General features: G+C 64.4%; 15 protein-coding genes. 8 read left to right on the forward strand and 7 right to left on the reverse strand.

Annotated features, from left to right (window positions below):
- Positions 1-58: 58 nt before the first annotated feature.
- The 4 genes from V2S85_RS05135 to V2S85_RS05150 form a co-directional block, all read right to left on the reverse strand.
- On the reverse strand, positions 59-1540 hold the full coding sequence (locus V2S85_RS05135; protein ID WP_330701795.1) for an aldehyde dehydrogenase: 1482 nt from the start codon (positions 1538-1540) through the stop codon (positions 59-61).
- A 66-nt stretch (positions 1541-1606) separates the two neighbouring features.
- The gene (locus V2S85_RS05140) at positions 1607-2707 is read right to left on the reverse strand and encodes an acyl-CoA dehydrogenase family protein (protein ID WP_330701796.1); all 1101 of its coding nucleotides are present in this window, start codon (positions 2705-2707) and stop codon (positions 1607-1609) included.
- Positions 2708-2772: 65 nt separating this feature from the next.
- On the reverse strand, positions 2773-4944 hold the full coding sequence (locus V2S85_RS05145; protein ID WP_330701797.1) for a PQQ-dependent dehydrogenase, methanol/ethanol family: 2172 nt from the start codon (positions 4942-4944) through the stop codon (positions 2773-2775).
- 39 nt (positions 4945-4983) lie between these two features.
- On the reverse strand, positions 4984-5241 hold the full coding sequence (locus V2S85_RS05150) for a hypothetical protein (protein ID WP_330701798.1): 258 nt from the start codon (positions 5239-5241) through the stop codon (positions 4984-4986).
- A gap of 343 nt (positions 5242-5584) precedes the next feature.
- Between V2S85_RS05150 and V2S85_RS05155 the strand changes: the two genes are divergently transcribed.
- From V2S85_RS05155 to V2S85_RS05165, 3 genes are all read left to right on the forward strand, one after another.
- Positions 5585-7696: a TonB-dependent receptor gene (locus tag V2S85_RS05155; RefSeq protein WP_330701799.1), complete on the forward strand. Its 2112-nt coding sequence runs from the start codon at positions 5585-5587 to the stop codon at positions 7694-7696.
- A gap of 70 nt (positions 7697-7766) precedes the next feature.
- On the forward strand, positions 7767-10088 hold the full coding sequence (locus V2S85_RS05160; RefSeq protein WP_330701800.1) for a TonB-dependent receptor: 2322 nt from the start codon (positions 7767-7769) through the stop codon (positions 10086-10088).
- Between the two features lie 206 nt (positions 10089-10294).
- The gene (locus V2S85_RS05165; protein WP_330701801.1) at positions 10295-11092 is read left to right on the forward strand and encodes a helix-turn-helix domain-containing protein; all 798 of its coding nucleotides are present in this window, start codon (positions 10295-10297) and stop codon (positions 11090-11092) included.
- Between the two features lie 87 nt (positions 11093-11179).
- On the opposite strand, the gene V2S85_RS05170 is transcribed toward V2S85_RS05165, so the two are convergent.
- The 3 genes from V2S85_RS05170 to V2S85_RS05180 are packed head-to-tail and all read right to left on the reverse strand — an operon-like array spanning position 11180 to position 12999.
- Positions 11180-11971, reverse strand: coding sequence for an enoyl-CoA hydratase-related protein (locus V2S85_RS05170; RefSeq protein ID WP_330701802.1), 792 nt, complete (start codon positions 11969-11971; stop codon positions 11180-11182).
- Positions 11964-12416, reverse strand: coding sequence for a zinc-binding dehydrogenase (locus V2S85_RS05175; protein WP_330701803.1), 453 nt, complete (start codon positions 12414-12416; stop codon positions 11964-11966). Before V2S85_RS05175 ends, V2S85_RS05170 begins: the two co-directional genes overlap by 8 nt.
- On the reverse strand, positions 12343-12999 hold the full coding sequence (locus V2S85_RS05180) for an alcohol dehydrogenase catalytic domain-containing protein (protein ID WP_330701804.1): 657 nt from the start codon (positions 12997-12999) through the stop codon (positions 12343-12345). Before V2S85_RS05180 ends, V2S85_RS05175 begins: the two co-directional genes overlap by 74 nt.
- Positions 13000-13270: 271 nt before the next feature.
- Here V2S85_RS05180 and V2S85_RS05185 point away from each other — a divergent pair, with 271 nt between their 5' ends.
- The 5 genes from V2S85_RS05185 to V2S85_RS05205 all read left to right on the forward strand — a co-directional run bounded on the left by V2S85_RS05185 (position 13271) and on the right by V2S85_RS05205 (position 19805).
- Positions 13271-14236: a dihydrodipicolinate synthase family protein gene (locus tag V2S85_RS05185; RefSeq protein ID WP_330701805.1), complete on the forward strand. Its 966-nt coding sequence runs from the start codon at positions 13271-13273 to the stop codon at positions 14234-14236.
- 241 nt (positions 14237-14477) lie between these two features.
- The gene (locus V2S85_RS05190) at positions 14478-16562 is read left to right on the forward strand and encodes a TonB-dependent receptor (RefSeq protein ID WP_330701806.1); all 2085 of its coding nucleotides are present in this window, start codon (positions 14478-14480) and stop codon (positions 16560-16562) included.
- A 71-nt stretch (positions 16563-16633) separates the two neighbouring features.
- Positions 16634-17203, forward strand: a complete 570-nt coding sequence (locus V2S85_RS05195; protein ID WP_330701807.1) for a gluconate 2-dehydrogenase subunit 3 family protein — start codon at positions 16634-16636, stop codon at positions 17201-17203.
- Positions 17203-18876 carry a GMC family oxidoreductase gene (locus V2S85_RS05200; RefSeq protein WP_330701808.1) on the forward strand — a complete coding sequence of 558 codons (1674 nt, stop codon included), beginning with the start codon at positions 17203-17205 and terminating at the stop codon, positions 18874-18876. The genes V2S85_RS05195 and V2S85_RS05200 overlap by 1 nt, the downstream gene beginning before the upstream one ends.
- Positions 18876-19805: a sugar phosphate isomerase/epimerase gene (locus V2S85_RS05205; protein ID WP_330701809.1), complete on the forward strand. Its 930-nt coding sequence runs from the start codon at positions 18876-18878 to the stop codon at positions 19803-19805. The genes V2S85_RS05200 and V2S85_RS05205 overlap by 1 nt, the downstream gene beginning before the upstream one ends.
- The last annotated feature ends 61 nt before the right edge of the window (positions 19806-19866 follow it).

Below are 19866 nucleotides of genomic sequence, written 5' to 3' on the forward strand. Positions count from 1 at the left end.
TGCCGCCCCGTATCGTTGAGGTGTCGTTGCGGTACCCTTGGGTGCCGTTGAGTGCCGTTCAGGCCAGTTGCGGATCGAGCATGATCGCCTTGGTCTCGCAGAACGATTTCAGCCCGTCGAAACCGCCTTCGCGGCCGATTCCGGACTGCTTGAAGCCGCCGAACGAGACGCCGAAGTCCATCCGGTGCAGGTTCTGCCCGAACGTCCCGGTGCGCACCTGCCGCCCGACCGAATAGGCCTTTTCGCGGTCGTTGGTGAACACCGCGCCGTCGAGGCCGTAGTGGCTCTGGTTGGCGATGCGCACCGCGTCCTGCTCGTCCTTCGCGCGCAGCACGACGACGACGGGGCCGAAGATTTCCTCCTGCGCGATGCGGGCGCCGGGGTCGACGTCGGTGAAGATCGTCGGCTGGACATAGTAGCCGCGATTGAGTTCGGCGGGGCGCGAACCGCCTGTAATCATTCGACCTTCTCCCTGCCCGATGGCGATGTAGTCCATCACCCGGTCGAACTGGCGGGACATGGCGAGCGGGCCCATCTGGCTGCCTTCGGCATAAGGATCGCCGACCTGGATCTGGTCGAAGCGGGTCTTCAGCGCCTCCACCATGGCATCGTGGTTACGGTCGGTCACGACTACGCGGCTCAGCGCGGCGCAGACCTGATTGGTCATGTAAGCCGTTGAATTGGCAAGGGTCGTAGCGGCCTTGTCGACGTCGTAGTCATCCATCACTAGCGCTGCGGACTTGCCGCCCAGTTCCAGCGTGAAGCGTGCCACGCGCTCGGCGCAGAGCGAGCCGATGCGCTTGCCCGCTGCCGTGCTGCCGGTGAAGCTGATCTTGTCCACGCCGGGATGGCGCACTAGCCGCTCCGACGCCTCGCGGTCGGCGGTGACGAAGTTGACGACGCCCGGCGGCAGGCCGATCTGGTCGATCATGCCCATGATGACATAAGGCCCCAGCGGCGCCTCGGGCGAGGCCTTGAGGACCACCGTGCAGCCCGCCAGCAGCGCCGGGGTCATCTTCACCAGCGCAAGGATGAAGGCCGCGTTCCACGGGATGATGGCGCCGACGACACCCACCGGTTCGCGCACCAGCAGTGCCTCGCCGCCAAGCCCGTCGGTGGTGGGCTGGGTCTCCTGCCAGGGGAAGCTTTCGGCGAAACGCACGTGCTGGTCGATGTACCCGGCGAAGGCCGCGCCGCCGCCCTGCGAGACGGCGTGGACGATGCCCATCTCGCGCGTCCAGGCATGGCCGAGTTCGACCGACCCGGCGCGCACGAGATCGGCCAGCTTGACCAGATAGCCCGCGCGTTCCCTGGGCGTCATGCGCGGCCAGGGGCCGTTGTCGAAGGCGTCGCGCGCGGCGGTGACGGCGCGGTCGATGTCCTCGGCGGTGGCTTCGGCGATGTCGACCTGCACTTCCTCGGTCGCGGGATTGACGTGGTGGAACACCCGCCCGCTGAGCGGGGCGACCCACTCTCCGCCGATGTAGAAGCGATCGGGGTGGGCGATGGAGAACGCACCGTCCGCAGAAGTCCAGGTCATCGACAATCTCCTCTGTTTCGGCCGCTGCCGGGCCGATCTTATTGTTGGGTCAGGCGAATCTATCCCTCAGGAAAGCGTCCGCCCGATGACTTCCTTCAGCACTTCGGATGTGCCGCCGTAGATCCGCTGCACCCGCGCATCGCGCCAGAGCCGGGCGATCGTGTACTCGTTCATGTACCCGGCGCCTCCGTGGATCTGCAGCGCCTCGTCGGTGATCTTCCACTGCATTTCGGTGTGCCACAGCTTGGCGGCGCAGGCCTCTTCGTTGGTCAGGCGTTCCTCGGCCATGCGGGTGATGCAGTGGTCGAGGTGCGCCCAGCCGACCTGCAGCATCGCACGGTGTTCGGCGAGGGTGAAGCGGGTGTTCTGCATGTCGAGCAGCGTGGTGCCGAACAGCTTGCGGTCGCGCGCGAAGCCGAGCGCCTCGTCGAAGGCCCGCTGCGCGCCGGCCTGCCCCATGATCGCCTGACTGAGCCGCTCCTGCGGGATCAGCTTCATCACCTGAATGAAGCCATTGTTCTCCTGACCCAGCAGGTTTTCGGCCGGAATGCGCACGTCGTCGAAGAACAGTTCGGAGGTATCCGCAGAATGCTGGCCGATCTTGTCCAGCTTGCGCCCCTTCGCGAAGCCCGGCGTGCCCTCGTCGACGAGAAACAGGCTGAGCCCGCGCGCGCCGAGGTCCGGGTCGGTCTTGGCCAGCACGATCACCACGTCGCAGTGCTTGCCGCTGGAGATGTAGGTCTTCGACCCGTTGATGACGTAGTCGCCGCCATCGCGCCGGGCACTGGTCTTGATGCCCTTGAGGTCGGACCCGGCGCCCGGCTCGGTCATGGCGATGGCGGTGACCACCGACCCGTCCACCATGCCGGGCAGGTAGCGCAGTTTCTGTTCCTCGGTGCCGAAATCGACGAAGTAGTCGGCGATGATGTCGGACTGCAGCGGCAGGCTGGCGGACGATCCGGCGTAGGACAGCTCCTCCGTCACCACCGCGTTGTAGCGAAAGTCCAGGCCTAGCCCGCCGTAAGCTTCGGGCACGGTGGGGCAGAGCAGGCCCGCTGCGCCCGCCGCGCGCCAGAAATCGCGGTCCACTTCGCGCTGGTCCTCGAACCGGTCGAGGTTGGGAAGGAGGTGCTGCGCGAAGAACTTGCGCACGCTGTCGCGAAACATCGCGTGTTCTTCGCCATAGCAGCCCCGCTCTAAGGGAATGGGCATAAGCCTCCTTGCGTCCTTCCTTACTTGCTGCCGAACTCGACGCTCTTGTGCGCCTGGTCGATGACGTAGGCGCGGATCGCGTTGACCTCTGCCGGGGTGTAGTTGGGGGCGAAGCTGACCATGCCCTGATCCTTGAGCAGCCCCTGCAGGACCACGGAATCCCAGGCCTCCTGATTGCCCAGCGTGCCCGAATAGCGCAGGTCCGGCAGTACGCCGCCGCTCATCGCGCCATAGCCGTGGCAGCCGTAGCAGGAACGGTGGTAGATCTGCCGTCCCTCCTCGATCGTCGCCGCATCGGCGAACTGGGGCGGAGGGGAGAGGGTGTTGTCTGCCCCGGCCTTCATCGCGGGCAGGGCGGCCTTGCCGTCCAGCGCGAAGGTTAGCACGCGGCTGATGTTGCGGCGCGGGCCGGTCTTGCCCCAGTTGATCGGGCCGACGCCGAGGCCCTCGGTCGTGCCCCAGCCCACCATGATGGTGACGTACTGCGTGCCGTCCTTGGCCCAGCTGATCGGCGCCGCGACGATGCCGGACTGCGCGTCGAAGCTCCACAGCTTGCGGCCGTCCTTGACGTCGTAGGCGTTGAAGTAGCCCGTCGATCCGCCCTGCAACACGAGGCCGCCCGCGGTGCTGAGCACGCCGCCGTTGGCGCCGTTGGGCATCGGCACGCGCCACGCCGCCTTGCCCTTCACCGGATCCCAGGCGGTGAGGAAGCCCTTCACCGTCTCGCGCGCCTTCTCCAGCTTGACCGGCTCCACCGGCAGCTTGTTGACCGAGACGTCGGAGCCGATGTTGTACCCGCGCGGCAGCGGCTTGAAGTTCTTCGCCAGCTCGTAAGTGAAGCCGATCTCCTGCGTCGGCAGGTAGACGAGGCCGGTCTGCGGGTTGAACGACATCGGCGGCCAGCCATGCGCACCCTGCGGGCCGGGCACCGAACTCCACGGCTTGCCGGTGAGCGAATAGTTCGCCTCCGGCCTGGTGCGCGGACGCCCGGTCTTGAGGTCGACGCCGTCGGCCCACGTCACCTTGGAATACGGCTCGGCCGAGATCAGCTTCCCGTTCTGCCGGTCGAGCACGTAGAAGAAGCCGTTCTTGGGCGCCTGCATCAGCACCTTGCGCACTTTGCCGTCGATCTTGAGATCCGCCAGGATCATGTGCTGGGTCGACGTATAGTCCCACTGGTCGCCGGGCGTCGCCTGATAGTGCCAGACGTATTCGCCCGTCTCGGGCCGCAGCGCGAGGATCGAGGCGACGAAGAGGTTGTCGTTGTTGCCGCCCGGATAGGGGTTCGGGCTGCGGTACTTCTGCGGCCAGTAGCTGCCGTTGCCGACGCCGACATAGAGCAGGTCCAGATCGGGATCGTAGGCCATCGAATCCCAGACCGTGCCGCCGCCGTTGCCGTTGCTGATCTTCCAGTGATCCTTGTCCCAGGTCTTCTTCGCCAGCTTGTCGAGGATGGCGTCGGACGCGGCATTGTCTGGGTGGTCGGGGTCGCCGGGCACGGTGTAGAAGCGCCATGCCATCGTCCCGGTGTCGGCACGATAGGCCGAGACGTAGCCGCGCACACCGAACTCGGCGCCGCCGTTGCCGATCATCACCAGCCCCTTGACGATGCGCGGGGCGCCGGTGATCGAATAGGGCTTGTTGGGATCGATCGTCATCGTCGACCAGACCTGCTGGCCGGTCTTGGCGTTGATGGCGATCAGCCGGCCGTCGATGGTGCCGACGAAGACCTTGCCGTCCCAGTAGGCGACGCCGCGATTGACCACGTCGCAGCAGGCGTTGACGGCGGCATCGCCGGGCACCTTGGGATCGAACTGCCACAGCAGCTTGCCGGTCACGCCGTCGAAGGCCTGCACCTTGGACCAGGCGCTGGACGTATAGATCACGCCGTCGACGACGATCGGGGTCGATTCCTGCCCGCGATTGGTGTCCAGATCGTAGGACCACGCCAGCTTGAGCTTGCCGATGTTGCTCTGGTTGATCGAATCGAGCGGGCTGAACCGGGTTTCCTGATAATTGAGGCCGGTGGTCAGCCAGTTGCCCGGCTCCTTGGCGGCCGCGACGATCCGCTCGCCGAAAGTGGTGTCGAGCGGGGCATCGTTGGCGTCGCCCGAACCGGGCGCCTTTCCGCAACCGGCGCTCGCCAGCAGGGCAAGCACGCAGGCGGATTGCAGCAGCGTACGGCTAATCATCGATCCTCTCATCATCCCACCGGTTCTTTTCGCTTTTTGTCAGGGGCGCTGCTTTTCGGCTGTGACCGGAGCGGCGACCCTGTGCTCGGTTCCTGAAGGCGTAAGGTATTTTGTAACGCGTTGCAATTGTTTGGTGCGATCGGTGTCATTTTTATAAAAATATCTATTTAAAATAGATGGTTGAATGATAGCCTGAGTAGGAACTATCGCGAAGAATGCAGATTTTGCCAGAAGTGGGGCATCGAGGTCGATATCGAGCGGCCTGAACTGCCGCGCTTTCGCATCGACTGTCTTCATCCGGTTTTGTCCCAGTTTTCTCCTATCCTGCGGTCTTCGGGCGCCCCATTGGAAAGTAGCTCGGCATCCAGAATAAAAACATGTTGTAAAAAATATCGAGTCGTGTTTCATTTTGACGGCGATATGGAAATGACCGGCAGGCATGCTGCACGGATTCGCAGGGCTCGACAGAGACGGCCAGCGAATAGGGGGAGCGGGATGATTCCTGCGAATTACTGACCTTAAAGGCCTGAATCGCGTTATCTGGCGCTGCCGGAGGCGGGATTTGAAAACATAAAGACGCTCGGGGAGAGCGGTCCGGAGAGAGGATTGTAACATGTGCTCATTTACGAGCCGTAACGCCATGGCTATTGCCTGCGTCGTGGCGACGGTGCCGAACATCGCCTTCGCCCAGTCGACCCCGCCGCCAGAGCGGGCGACACAGGCGAACGCCGCTATCGAGGAAATCGTCGTCACTGCGCAGAAGCGCTCCGAGCGCATTCAGGACGTGCCGATCTCGATCACCGCGATCACGGGCGATTCCATGACCCGGCGCGGCATCAACACGGCGGACGAGCTGACCACCGCCGTACCCGCGCTGACCTGGCAGAAGAGCTACAACGGCGCGCCGTTCATTCGGGGCGTCGGCAAGCCGATCGTCACGGCGGGCAACGAATCCTCGGTCGGCATCTTCGTCGACGGGGTGCTGCAGATCAGCCCGCTGATGACCAACTTCGCGCTCAACAACGTCGAGCGGGTGGAAGTGCTGAAGGGGCCGCAGGGCACGCTGTTCGGCCGCAATTCCAACGGCGGCGTCATCAACATCACCACCCGCGAGCCCAGCCACAAGCCCACGCTCGACGCCTCGATCGGCTATGCCAATTACGAGACGGTGGAGGGCAAGTTCTACGCCTCCACCGGTCTCAGCGATACGCTCGCGGTCAGCGTGGCGGGGGCCTATTACGATCAGAGCGACGGCTGGGGCCGCAACGTCACTACCGGCGAGGATGCCTATACCGAGAAGTCGCACGACATTCGCGCCAAGCTGCTGTGGGAGCCAACGGATCGCACGAAGATCACGCTGACCGGCGAGTATCACTTCATGCGCAGCCAGTCGAACGCCTATAGCCCGATGGCGGGGACGACGGCGCTGGACGGTTCGACGACGGCGGGTTTCTACAACCTCACCTCCGACTACGATACTTACGTGCGCACGAAAGTCGGCGCGGGCAGCCTTTCGGTCCGTCACGACATGGGCTGGGCGCAGCTGGTGTCGATCAGCGCCTATACCGACGTGCGCACCTTCTGGCCCTATGACTCGGATGGCTCGCCGACCGCCAACCTGCAGGGGCCGATCTGGGAGACGGCGAAGGGCTTCACGCAGGAAGTCCAGCTGGTGTCGCCCAGCCAGGGTAACTTCAAGTGGGTTGCCGGGCTCTACTACATGTACTTCGACGCGGCGTTCAATCCGATCGAGCTGAACGGCGCCGAACTGGGCGGCGCCAGGCTGGAAATCTTCGGCGACACCAAGGCCAATTCCTACGCCGGGTTCGGCGAGGCGACCTGGACGTTCCTGCCCAGCACCAACCTCATCGTCGGCGGCCGCATGACCTTCGACAGCCGGTCAGTCAGCGGCCACACCGACGTCGATGGCGCGCCGGGCGCGGTCACGCGGCAGTCGAAGAACTTCAGCCAGCCGACCTGGCGCGTCACCCTCAACCACAGCTTCAACCCTGACCTGATGGTCTACGGCACCGTCAGCACGGGCTACAATTCCGGCCAGTTCAACACCGGCAACGCGGCCGCGCCCGCCGTCCAGCCGGAGAAGTTGACCGCTTATGAAGTGGGCTTCAAGGCGCAGCTGTTCGATCGCCGATTCCAGCTCAACGCCTCGGCATTCCATTACGATTACAAGGACTTGCAGGTCACCATCGTCGAGAACGCGGTGACGCTTCAGACCAACGCGGCCAAGGCCAGGATCGACGGCTTCGAGGTGGAATCGACAATCGTGCCGATCCCCGGCCTCTATCTCGACGCCTCGGTGGCCTACACCAATGCGCGCTACAGCGATTACGAGAACGCGCAGTTCTACGTGACGCTGACGGGCGGCGGCTATACCACCACGACCGGGGATGCGACCGGCAACCGCCTGCAGTCCGCGCCCAGGTGGTCGATGACCGCCGGTGCCCGCTACGACATCGAGACTGAAGCAGGCCGCTTCACGCCCGCCGTCAACTACACCCGGCGCGGGCCTTATTACTGGGACACGCAGAACATCGTGCGCGAGCCGACGCAGAACCTGCTCGGCGCCTCGCTGACGTACACCAGCCTGTACGATCGCTGGTCGTTGCGGCTCTGGGGCAAGAACCTGCTGAACGACAAGATCCGCGCATGGACGATCCAGCGCGTGGAGCTGTTCGGATCGACCCCCTCGGCCCCGCGTACGTACGGGGCGACGCTGGGCGTGAAGATGTAGGCGGCAGGATTTTTCCGGAAAATCTCCAACCTTTCGGGGGCAACGAGAGATGAACAGGGGAGAGAGTAGAATGACGGTTCGAGTTTCACCGCGCCATGCCCTTGCGGCATCGGTCGCCACCATCGCACTGGCCGCGGCGCCTGCCATGGCACAGCAGGCACCCGCCAACGAGCGCGAGATGCAGGAGATCATCGTCACCGCGCAAAAGCGCGAGCAGTCGATCAAGGACGTCGGCATGTCTATCCAGGCGACCTCAGGCGAGGAACTGAGCCGCACCGGCATCACCGACGTCGCCGGCCTGTCGAAAGTGACCGCTGGGTTCTTCGCCAATGAATCGATCTACCAGACGCCGGTCTACACGATCCGCGGCATCGGCTTCCAGGACTCGGCGCTGGGTGCGGGGCCGACCGTCAGCGTCTATACCGACCAGGCACCTATCCCGTTCTCGGCCGAGACGCAGGGCGTGACCCTCGACCTTCAGCGCGTGGAGGTGCTGAAGGGGCCGCAGGGTACGCTGTTCGGGCAGAACTCCACCGGCGGCGCGGTCAACTACATCGCCAATACGCCGACCGATCACCTGAGCGCCGGGCTCAATGCCAGTCTCGGCCGGTTCTGGACGACCGACGTGGAAGGCTTCGTCAGCGGCCCGATCTCCGAAACGTTGCGCGTGCGCCTTGCGGGACGGACGATCCAGAGCGGCAGCTGGCAGTACGATTATGTCAACGGCGACAAGCTGGGCAAGAAGGACTTCCTCAACAGCCGTTTCCTTGCCGAATTCGAGCCGAGCAGCGCGGTCAAGTTCACGCTCAATGTCAGCGGCTGGCGGGATCGGTCCGAGGAAGTGATCCCGCAGTTCTTCGGGGTCGAACTGAACGGCACCAACGTGGCGCCGCCCGACGGCTACCTGAATTACCCGGTGGCCCCTAAGAACACGCGCGCGGCCAGCTGGGACAAGGGGCGGGACTGGCGGCGCAACAACCACATGGTCTTCACATCGCTGCGCGGCGACTTCGACCTTGGCGGCGTGACGGTGACTTCGCTGACCTCGTATCAGGACTTCCACCGCTTCCAGCCGATCGACGGCGACGGCACCAGCTATACCAACATGTACGTGCCGCAGACCGGCGACATCGAGACATTCTATCAGGAACTGCGCGTCTCGGGCGATTTCGGCGGGCGCGGATCGTGGATGGTCGGCGGCAATTACGAACACGACAAGGTGTTCGACCAGTTCTACCAGGAATATCCGGATTCCAGTTCGGCATTCGTATTCGGCCTGCCGCTCGGCACGAACTACGACTATTCGCGCCAGAAGATCCGCACCTTTGCGGCTTTCGCCAACGTCGAATACCCGCTGACCGATCGCCTCACCCTGCTGGCAGGCGCGCGCTACACGAAGTCCAGGCGCAATTACGAAAGCTGCGGCTACGACGCGGGTGACGGCAATGCCGCCGCCGTGTTCGAGGCGATCTCGGACTATCTGCGCGGCCTCAATGGCCTGCCGCCCGCTGCGCAGATCGGCGTTGGCCAGTGCTTCTCGCTGACGGGCGCGCCGGACTATCTCCCCGCGCTCGAACGCAACACGCTGACCGAGGACAACGTCTCGTGGCGCGCGGGCCTCAACTACAAGCTGGACCGCGCGACGCTGCTCTATGCCAATGTCAGCAAGGGCTACAAGGCGGGCAGCTTCCCGACGATCTCGGTCAGCTTCAACCGCCCGCAATTGCTGCCGGTGACGCAGGAGAGCGTGCTGGCCTACGAACTGGGCATCAAGACGACGCAGGCGCAGGGGCGCATTTCGTTCGATCTGTCGGGCTTCTATTACGACTATCGCAACAAGCAACTGCTGGGCGCCCTGCTCGATCCGATCTTCGGGCCGCTCAATGCGCTGGTCAACGTGCCCAAGTCGCACATCATCGGCTTCGATCTGGCCGCCACGCTGATCCCGGTGGACGGGCTGACGATCAAGCCGATGCTGGCTTTCACCAAGACGCGGATCGACGGCAACTTCGTCAATTACGACTACAGTGGCGCGCTGGGCAACTTCACCGGCGAGCCGTTCCCCTTCGCGCGCAAGTGGCAGGGCAACGTCGATGTCGAGTACCGCTTCCCGTTGGCGGGCGATCGCGAGGTCTTCCTTGGCGCCAACGTCGATTATGCCGGGGCGTCCAATTCCAAGCTGGGCGAGCCGGAGCGCTTCAAGCTCAACGCACGGGCCCTGCTGGATTTTCGCGCGGGCATCGAGATGGGCGACGTGACGTTCAGCATCTGGGGGCGCAACGTGACCGACAAGTTCTACATCACGAACTCGCTGCGCCAGAACGACGCCGACATCCGCTTCGTCGGCGCTCCGGCGACGTATGGTGCGACGGTCAACGTCAGGTTCCAGTGACGGCGGGCGATACTGATTGGGTGGCAAAAAGCCATCGCAGGGCATTGTGATATGCGATACAGGATGAGATCGAGTAAAAATTGCAACGAGTTTCGGTCCGTGGGGCCGGTTGGAAAGCGTCCCGTGAAAATGCCTTTGTCGTCCTTCCATGCCACGCCGCCCGATGGAACCCGTCCCCCGCGCTCCGCCGGGATCGAGGTGTCGTCATGAGCTTCCCGCAGGATGTCGAGCTTCTGGCCATCCAGAAGATGATCAACAGCAGCGAGGCGATGTTCGATCGCCGTCGCCGCATCCTGCGCGAAGCGCGGCGGATCATCAGCGAGAACGGGCTCGACCAGATGAACATGCGCGAACTGGCGCGCCGGGCCGATGTCTCGACCAAGACCGTCTACAATGCCTTCGGCAGCAAGGAGATGGTCATCGCCCTGGCGATCTACACCTACTTCGAGCAGTTCGTCACTCACACCGAGTTCGACGAGGATGCACAGACTTTCCCCGGCGCACTCGCCCGCCAGACGACGAGCACGCTGCGCGACATCGACATTCCCAACTACATGCGCGCGGTCATCGCGCTCTACTTCTCGCCGACGGTGCATCCCACCATCCACGCGGTTCTGATCGACCTTGCCACCCGCTCGTGGCTCGGCTGGCTGAAGGGTGTGGAGGATCGGCGCGAACTGCATCCCGGCGTGGTCGTGCGCGAACTGCTCGTCGATCTGTCGAACGTGCAGTACGGCCGCATCCACGAATGGAGTGCCGGCGGTATCGACGACGACGTGTTCATGCGCCGCTCGCTGTCCAGCATCCTGATGCTGCTGATGGGTGCCACCGTCGGTGCGGCGCACGAGGAAGTCCGCCAGGCCTTCACCGCCGCGCAGAGCGATGCCCGCTATCGCGAGGAAATCTTCGGCGCGGCCCGCCAGCGTATCGATGCCGCACTCTCCGCGCTGGACAGCAAGTCAAAGGCCAAGCGCTCGCGCCTGACGGCCAAGGTGCTGCTTTGAACCTGATGCGGCTCGATGCGCTCGCGCACGAGATGGTCCGGTCGGGAGAGTTCAAGCGCGCTTGCACGTTCGCCGACAGCAAGCCGATCAGGCACCGGTAAAGCGGGGAGGGCGCTTTTCGAGGAAGGCGCAAACGCCTTCGCGAAAGTCCTGCGTGCGGCCGCTATCGCGCTGCGCTTCGCGTTCCACGCGGAGCATCGCCGCGAAATCCTCGTCGAGCGCCGACCATGACAGCTTGCGGATGGTAGCGAGCGAAGCCGGTCCCTCGGCGATCCGCTGGGCCAGTTCCAGCGCCTCGGCCATCAGCCGCTCGCCGGGAACGACGCGGTTGACGAGGCCCCATTCGAGGGCCTGTTCGCCCCCGAAACGACCACCCAGCAGCATCATTTCGTTGGCGCGCACCCGGCCGATCGTGCGGACCAGCATGTGGAAGATGCCGCTGTCGGGCACCAGCCCGATGCGTGCGAAGGCCATCACGAACTGCGCATCCTCCGTCGCCAGCACCATGTCGCCCGCCAGCCCGAGCGCCGCGCCGCCGCCCGCCGCCGCACCGTGCACGGCGCTGATCCAGGGAATGTGCAAGGCGCGAAGCCGGGCCATCAGCGGATTGAGATGCGTTTCCAGGGGCGCCCCGCAGTCCTGCTCCTCGTCGCACTCGGCTGGACAGGCAAAGCCGCCGGACAAGTCGGCGCCCGAACAGAAGGCGCGGCCATTGCCGGACAGCACCAGCACTCGTGCCTGCCGCTCGGCCTCGTCGAGCGCAGCGGCCATGGCGTCGATCATGGCGAAGTTGAGGGCGTTCAGCGCTTGCGGGCGATTGAACCGCACTTGCGCGACCTTCCCGGCAATCTCCAGTTCGACGAGCGGTTGTTCAGGCATCGAGATCCACCATCACCTTGCAGGCATTCTTGTCGCGCCGCAGTTCCTCGAACCGGGCAGGCAGTTCGTGAAGCGGGATCAAGCCGTCGTACATCGGCATCGGATCGATGCGGCCCGAGGCGATCAGTTGTTCGGCCAGCGCGAATTCGCGGATGGAGTAGCAGATCACGAACTGGAAGCTGATTTCCTTGCACAGCGGTGTCAGCACCTTGAGCGGGTCCACGCCATTGCACCCTCCGGCAACGATCACCCGGCCACGCCGGGCGACGAGGTCGGAGCACAAGTCCAGCATACCGGGGACGCCTGCGCATTCGATCACGATCTCGGGTGGTCCGCCGGCGTGGCGGATGAAGTTTTGCCGAAGGTTCTCGTCATTCGTAAAGAATGCCGTCGCGCCCATGGCGATGGCACGGTCGGCGTGGCGATCGGTTCGCGCGCAGGCCACGACCGCCCCGGCACCCGCCAGTCGGGCGCAGGCGGCGGCGCTCAGGCCGATCGGGCCGGCGCCGACGATCAGCACGCGCGCGCCCAGTTCGATACGGGCGCGAGCGACGGCGTGAACACCGACAGCCACCGGTTTCGGTGAAGGCGCCTTGTTCCCATGAGAGGTTGTTGGAAAGCCTGGCGGCTTCGCGTGCGCCGATCACCGCGTATTCGCTGAACGCACCCACCACGTCGCCGGTCGCCAGACTGAGCGTTTCGGGGCAGTGGAACGGGTAGCCGGCCAGGCATTCGAGGCATCGGCCGCAGCCGATGTAGGGCAGCGCTGCGATGCGATCGCCTTCGCGCCAGTCGTGCCGGGTTCCTTCTCCCATTTCGACGACCTCGCCCGCGAATTCGTGACCGAGAACGGTGCCATGAGGGACTTGCCATGAGGCATGCGCTTCCGTCAGGTGCAGGTCGCTGCCGCATACCCCGCAGCGCTTTACACGCACCAGCAACTGGCCGCGCCCGGGACGCGGAACGTCCACCTCGCGGATGGCGAGCGGAAGCCCGGCGCCTTCGAAAACGGCGGCGCGCATCTTCATGTCTCTCTCCCTGGCTTTCCGGAATTGACGCTGTCGATCGGTACGCGCTCGGAAGTTTAAAGATTATATCATGTTGCAGTTATATGCATGCCGCCAATCGGAATGGCCGTCAAGGCGCGTGGTGCGCCGAGCGATCGTTTCGTCCTTGCAGATGGCTGACCAGTGCGGCTGGCGTCCGTTGCGGCACCCGCAATCAACTTCTCGGCCGATGCGCTGTCCACCGGCTACCTCCGGATGATCGCCGCAAGCGATCGATGTTTAGGAGATTCTCTTGGCCGACAAACGGGACCGGATTGCCTGGAAGGGTTATCTGCCGGCAATCACCACGCCGTTCGACGAGGATCGCAACCTCGATCTCGCGGGGCTTGGGGAACTGCTGGAATGGCTGCACGGCGAGGGCATGCACGGCCTTGTGGTGGCCGGCACGACCGGCGAGTGGTTCAGCCTCGACGGCAACGAGCGGCATGCCCTGTTCGAGGCTGCCGGTGCACAGATGGGCAGGCATCTGCCGCTTCTGGCCGGCTGCAGCGCCTATACGCCTGCCGAGGTCATCGCGCATATCGACAAGGCGCACGCAGCAGGGTTCTCCGGAGCGCTGGTCACGCCGCCGCCATACGCACGTCCCGGCGACGAGGATATCCTGGCTTTCTATGCCACGATCGCGCGGCGTAGCCGTCTGCCGATCTGCGTCTACAACTGGCCGCCGGGCACGGGCATCGACATGTCGCTTGCCCTGCTCGAGCGGATCGCCGACTTCGATGCGGTGGTCGCCATCAAGCAGTCCACGGGCGATATGGCGCGCTTCATGGCGACGTTCTTCGCGCTGCATCACAAGGTGCGCGTCTTCGGGTTGCCGCTTGACGAAGTGGGCCTGATGATGGTGCGTCTGCACGACGCCGACGGCACCATGGGGGCGGGCGGCGTGCTGGGGCACAACCAGCCCGATTTCTATAATCTGGCGTGGAAAGGCGATTTCGACGGCGCTTTGGCATGCGGTGCAAAGGACCGCGTCATCATGCGCGAATGGTTCACGCCCTCGCTGGTGGGGCGCTTCGGCTCCGCCGCCGCCATTCTCAAGGCCGCGCTCAATGCGCGGGGCGTGCCCGGTGGCCGGGTTCGGTCACCGTTCCAGGACGTGAGTGCCGAGGATGCCCGGCGCATTGCGGCGACGCTTGCAGGGCTGGGTTGCCTGGGCAATGGCGCTGCCGTGCAGCCTGCGATGGCGCTTGCGGATTGAAATTCGGCATCGCTTTCGCAGGCTAATTTGCGTCAGCGACAATGAAACCGGGATGGCGATCGCATTGATCGCACCGGGCTGAAATGAAAGCATCGAGGTCGGCCGCAAGGCTCGCGATGCAGACAAGAGGAGCGCGCCGGAACGAGCGCGGCAGGAAAGCAGGCTCCAGGAGGAAGACAGTTGGCCCGCCTTCGCAATTCGCGGCGGCGTCCCGGCCTTACAGCGCATGAGGGTTTGATCCATGAAGACACGATATTTGAATGCCATTTCGACCGGGGCGCTGATCGGTGCCGCACTCGTTTCCGGAGCCTTCCTTGCTTCGGCGCCGGTGATGGCGCAGACGGCCGACGAGGCCGCAGCGCCCAACGAAATCACCGTCACCGCCCGCAAGCGTAACGAAACCGCGCAGACCGTAGCCGATCCGATCAGCGTCGTGACCGCCGCCAAGATCGGCAATGCCGACTTGCGCACGCTGCAGGACGCGGTGCGCCTGACGCCGAACCTCGTCGTGCTCGACGGCCTCTATCCTGGCTACAAGACCGTGTCGTTCCGTGGTTTCACCACGCTTGGCCGTGACGGTGAGTTTCCCTTCGCCACGGTCGTCGATGGCGTCGTCCAGCCGGGTCAGATGTTCTTCCAGCAGGATCTCGTCAACGTTCAGCAGATCGAGATCCTGCGCGGTCCGCAGGGCACGCTCTACGGCGGTGGCGCGATCGCGGGCGCCATCAACATCGTGACCCGCAAGCCGACCAACGAATACACCGGAAACGCCTCGTTCCAGTATCTCAACGGCGACGAGAAGCGCGGCATGGTCGGCCTGTCCGGTCCGATCATCAAGGACAAGCTGTACTTCTCGGCTGGCGCCAGCGCGTATGAGACCGATGGCCTCATCAAGAACCTGGCGAACCCCAAGAACGCCGACTTCGGCAAGGGACTGACCACCCGCAGCTCGCTGCTGTTCACCCCCACCGAGGACATCACTTTCGCGCTCAGCGCCTCGACCACCGACAGCAAGACCGGCGGGCTTTGGCTGGCGGCGGTTCCCGACGCCGACTTCAAGGACACGATTCCGCTGCCGAGCGAGAACCAGGCGGGCGTCGTGCGCTCCAAGCTGCGCGCCTATTCGCTCAAGTCCGACTGGGCGATGCCGGGCTTCGCGACGCTGACCTCGGTGACAGCCTATTCGCGTGGTCGCGAACTGACTGCGGCGGACGCCGACTATACCGCCGCGAACCTCGCCAGCCAGACCGTGCGCTTCGTCGATACGACGTGGTCGCAGGAACTGCGCCTGACCTCGGACGGGACCGGCCCGCTCAAGTGGAACGGCGGCGGCTACTACCAGGATGAAAAGCGCGATTACCAGAGCAGCTACGACCCGGTCGGCGGCACTTCCAGCTACAACGACAACTTGCGCCATTACGAGACTTTCGCCCTGTTCGGCCAGGTCTCCTACGAGGTGACCGACAAGCTCGAACTGACCGGTGGCTTCCGCTACGACTGGGAGAACCAGTCCTACTTCGATCGCCTGTCCGGCCAGATCCTGAAGCAGAAGTTCAGCGAACCGCAGGGCAAGGCCTCGGTCTCCTACAAGGTGAGCCCGGACCTGTTCACTTATGCGACTTATTCGCGCGGCTACCGCAAGGGCGGCTTCAACCCGAGCAGCAGCGACGAGTCCCTGCTGACCTACAACCCGGAAACCGCAGACAACTACGAAGTCGGCTTCAAGAGCAATTTCGGCGGCAGCCTGGTGACGCTGAACGGCGCGGCGTTCTATACCGACTTCAAGGGCCAGCAGTTCTCGACCTCGCGCGTGATCGAGAACGTCGGCATCTTCACCGCCATCTCGAACATCGGCAAGACGCAGGTGATGGGCGCCGAGGCTGAACTGTCGGTGCGGCCGATGCATGGCCTCAGCCTCAGCGGTTCGCTCGGCTACTCGGACGTGAAGATCAAGAACTTCGTGCCCGAGAACCCGGATCAGTATCACAACAACGTGATCCCGCAGATCTATCGCTTCACCGCGCAGGCCGGGATCGACTACGAGGCGGAACTGGCCGATGACATGACGCTGACCTTCCACGGCGACATGTCGCATCGCGGCAACGTCTACTGGGACGTCCAGAACGAACTGGAGACCGGGCCGAAGACCTTCTTCAACGCCAAGGTCACGCTGCAGAAGGGCATGTGGTCGCTCTCGGCGATCGGTCGCAACCTCAGCAACGAGCGCACGCCGATGGCGGTCGGGCCTCACGCGCTGGGAACCACGACGCTTGCCAGCTACAACAGCCCGCGTCAGTACGGCTTCGAAGTGGGCGTGAAGTTCTGATCGGGCAGGGCCGGTGGGAGAAGTCTTCCACCGGCCCGGTTCGTTCGGATCACAGGATATAAGGCAAGGCATTGCACCGCAGGGATATTCTCAAGTGGATCGCCGCCGCTGCGTTCAGCACGCCGGCCGTCGCGCAAGCTATGGCGGAGCATGCCGGGCACATGATGGGCGGCGGCGATACCGCTCCGGCCGTGTCCCCGCCACCGTCCTACACACCGTTTCCGCCTGAACGGCATGCGGCGCTGGAGCGGCTGGTGGACCTCGTCATTCCTGCCGACGATACGCCCGGCGGGAAGGATGCGGGCGTCACCGGGTTCATCGAGATGATGCACCAGCACTGGATGAACGACGAGGAACGCCGCCGCTGCGATGCCGAACTCGACCTCGTGCTTGCTGCCTTCGCTGCGGGCGGCGACCCGGCGGTCACGCTCTACGACGGCGCGCGTTTCAAGGCGCCGACTTTGCGCAAGCTGACCGTCTACGGCTATTACACCAGCGAGATCGGCGCGAGCCAAGAACTGGATCTCAACCTCGTGCCCGGCGCCTATGACGCCTGCGCGGCCTTTGGTGCCGATGACAAAGCGCCTTCGCTCTACGTCTGGGGAATTTCGATGAGCCTTGCCAGTGGAGCAGGCGCCTGATGGATGCTGACGTCATCATCGTCGGCTCGGGCATTTCCGGTGGCTGGGCCGCCAAGGAACTGACCGAGCGCGGTTTCTCCGTGCTGCTGCTGGAGCGTGGCCGCAACGTCGATCCCTCAAGCGACTATGTCACCGAGCATCTCGCGCCTTACGAGTTGCCTTATCGCGGCTTCGGCGACCGCCAGCGTTATGCGCGCGACTACAAGGTCCAGTCGCGCATGGCGGGACTTTCGGACGCGAACGCGCACTGGTTCGTCAACGACGCCGAGAACCCTTACGAGACCGTCCCCGAGGCCGATTTCGCATGGATACGCGGCTATCACCTCGGCGGTCGTTCGATAACCTGGGGCCGCGCCTCGTTCCGGCTCAGCCCGCTCAATTTCTCGGAAGCGGGCAGGGACGGCCATGGCATCCCCTGGCCGATCGGCTATGACGACCTTGCGCCGTGGTATTCGCATGTCGAGCGCTTCATCGGCGTCAACGGCGATGCCGATGGCATCCCTTCGCTGCCCGACGGCGAATTCATGCCCCCGCATGGGATGAACTGCGTCGAGGAGCATGTGAAGGGCGCCGTCGCCGCGAAGTTCGGCGGCCGCCCGATCATCAACGAGCGCAGCGCCGTGCTGACCCAGCCGATCGGCGACCGCCAGCCGTGCCACTACTGCGGGCCATGCATCCGCGGCTGTTCGACCGGCTCCTATTTCAGCAGCGAAAGCTCGACCCTGCCCGCGGCGACGGCGACCGGGCGGCTCAAGGTGATGACCGATGTGGTGGTGGACTCGCTGGTCCACGATCCGGCGACCAAGCGCGTCACCGGCGTGCGCATCATCGATGCCAAGAGCCGTACCCGCAGCACCGTCTCGGCGCGGGTGGTGTTCCTGAACGCTTCGACGCTGGGCTCTACGCAGATCCTGCTCAACTCGATCGACGCGGATACAGGACGCAGCTTCGCCAACCGTTCGGACGCGCTGGGCCGTTACCTGATGGATCACGTCATGGGTCCGTTCGGCCTGGCGACGATCCCCGGCTTCACCGACCGCATGCCGATGGGCAACCGGCCGAGCGGCATCTACATTCCGCGCTTCCAGAACCTTGCGGGCACGGATCGCGCGTTCCGGCGCGGCTACGGCTATCAGGGCAGTGCTTCGCGCCAGATGTGGACGCGCGGCGGCGAGGGTGATGACATCGGCCTGTCGCTCAAGCACCGGCTGCGCCAGCCGGGGCCGTGGCAGATGTTCATCGGCGGCATGGGCGAATGCATGCCTTACGCGGACAACCGCGCTGTCCTCTCGAAGCAGATCGACAACTGGGGCCGTCCGCAGCTCCACGTCGAGTTCCACTGGCACGAGAACGAACTGGCGATGGCCAAGGACATGGCCGCCGAGGCCAGGGCGATGCTGGCGGCTGCGGGTGCCACGGATATCGTGGTCGGCGATACGCTCGGCCCGGGCGGGCTCGCCATTCACGAGATGGGCACCGCGCGCATGGGTGACGATCCCGCGCAGGCGGTTCTCAACGCGCATAACCAGTGCCATGACGCGGCAAATGTCTTCGTCACCGACGGAGCCTGCATGACAGCCTCGGCCGCGCAGAACCCGTCGTTGACTTACATGGCGCTGACCGCGCGCGCCGCCGCCTTCGCGGCCGACCAGATGAAGCAAGGAGTGCTGTGATGACCGATTTCGCCCTTTCCCGTCGTGGCCTGATGGGCGGCGCGGCCATGCTGGCGGCTGGTTCGATGCTGGCCGGCGGACAGGTCCTTGCGCGTGGCCCCAAGCGCCAGATCGGTATCCAGCTCTACACGCTGATGACGCTGCTCGATACCGACTTCGAGGGCACCGTCGCCAAGGTCGCGAAGATGGGGTACCGCGAGGTCGAGACGCTCGGCAGCTTCGGGCGCGATCCTGCCTTCGTGCGCGAGGTGTTCGACCGCAACGGTCTCGTTTCGCCCTCGCAGCATATCATGCCGCCGGGCCTCTACGAGGTGTTCGACGATGGCGTTGCAGGCCGCATCGACCGCGCGACCTTCGAGCGCAAGTTCATCGAGGCGTTCGACTTCGACCATGTCGAGGGCCTGATCGATGCCTGCGCCAGGCAGGCCGGGCCGCTTGGCCAGAAGTATATCGTCTGGCAGATCAGCTGGCCCTCGCAGCTCAAGTCGCTGGAACAGATCAAGCAGCTTATCGCTGCGCTCAATCGCGCCGCGCAGGCCGCGCACGATCGTGGATTCCAGCTGGCCTATCACAATCACGACCAGGAATTCGCCAAGGTCGGCACAGACGTGCCCTATGACCTGATCCTGCAAGGTACTGACCCGGACAAGCTCAAGTTCGAACTGGACCTTGCCTGGGCGACCAAGGCGGGCGTCGATCCGGTGGCCTACTTCAAGCGCCATCCCGGCCGGTTCAAGATGGTCCACATGAAGGACGTCGCAGCCGATGGCAGCGTTCGCGATCCGGGCACCGGCCTCGTCGATTTCCGTCGCATCATCCCGGCCGCCGAAAAGGCGGGGATCGAGCACTTCTTCGTCGAATACGACGTGCCCACCGATCCGCTGCGCACTGCAGCGGATGCGCAGAAGTACCTCGCGCCGCTGATGTGAATGCACGAGTGGGGCGCCGCAATCGCCCCCAAATTCGTCATTGCGAACAAAACGAAGCAAC

The sequence above is a fragment of the Novosphingobium resinovorum genome (assembly GCF_036352595.1).
In the GTDB taxonomy this organism is placed as follows: domain Bacteria; phylum Pseudomonadota; class Alphaproteobacteria; order Sphingomonadales; family Sphingomonadaceae; genus Novosphingobium; species Novosphingobium resinovorum_B.

Bases quoted from the DNA above. Each gene is read 5' to 3' on its own strand.
- V2S85_RS05135 (WP_330701795.1), bottom strand. From the start codon at position 1,540: ATGACCTGGACTTCTGCGGACGGTGCGTTCTCCATCGCCCACCCCGAT.
- V2S85_RS05140 (WP_330701796.1), bottom strand. From the start codon at position 2,707: ATGTTTCGCGACAGCGTGCGCAAGTTCTTCGCGCAGCACCTCCTTCCC.
- V2S85_RS05145 (WP_330701797.1), bottom strand. From the start codon at position 4,944: ATGATTAGCCGTACGCTGCTGCAATCCGCCTGCGTGCTTGCCCTGCTG.
- V2S85_RS05150 (WP_330701798.1), bottom strand. From the start codon at position 5,241: ATGAAGACAGTCGATGCGAAAGCGCGGCAGTTCAGGCCGCTCGATATC.
- V2S85_RS05155 (WP_330701799.1), top strand. From the start codon at position 5,585: ATGGCTATTGCCTGCGTCGTGGCGACGGTGCCGAACATCGCCTTCGCC.
- V2S85_RS05160 (WP_330701800.1), top strand. From the start codon at position 7,767: ATGACGGTTCGAGTTTCACCGCGCCATGCCCTTGCGGCATCGGTCGCC.
- V2S85_RS05165 (WP_330701801.1), top strand. From the start codon at position 10,295: ATGAGCTTCCCGCAGGATGTCGAGCTTCTGGCCATCCAGAAGATGATC.
- V2S85_RS05170 (WP_330701802.1), bottom strand. From the start codon at position 11,971: ATGCCTGAACAACCGCTCGTCGAACTGGAGATTGCCGGGAAGGTCGCG.
- V2S85_RS05180 (WP_330701804.1), bottom strand. From the start codon at position 12,999: ATGAAGATGCGCGCCGCCGTTTTCGAAGGCGCCGGGCTTCCGCTCGCC.
- V2S85_RS05190 (WP_330701806.1), top strand. From the start codon at position 14,478: ATGAAGACACGATATTTGAATGCCATTTCGACCGGGGCGCTGATCGGT.
- V2S85_RS05200 (WP_330701808.1), top strand. From the start codon at position 17,203: ATGGATGCTGACGTCATCATCGTCGGCTCGGGCATTTCCGGTGGCTGG.
- V2S85_RS05205 (WP_330701809.1), top strand. From the start codon at position 18,876: ATGACCGATTTCGCCCTTTCCCGTCGTGGCCTGATGGGCGGCGCGGCC.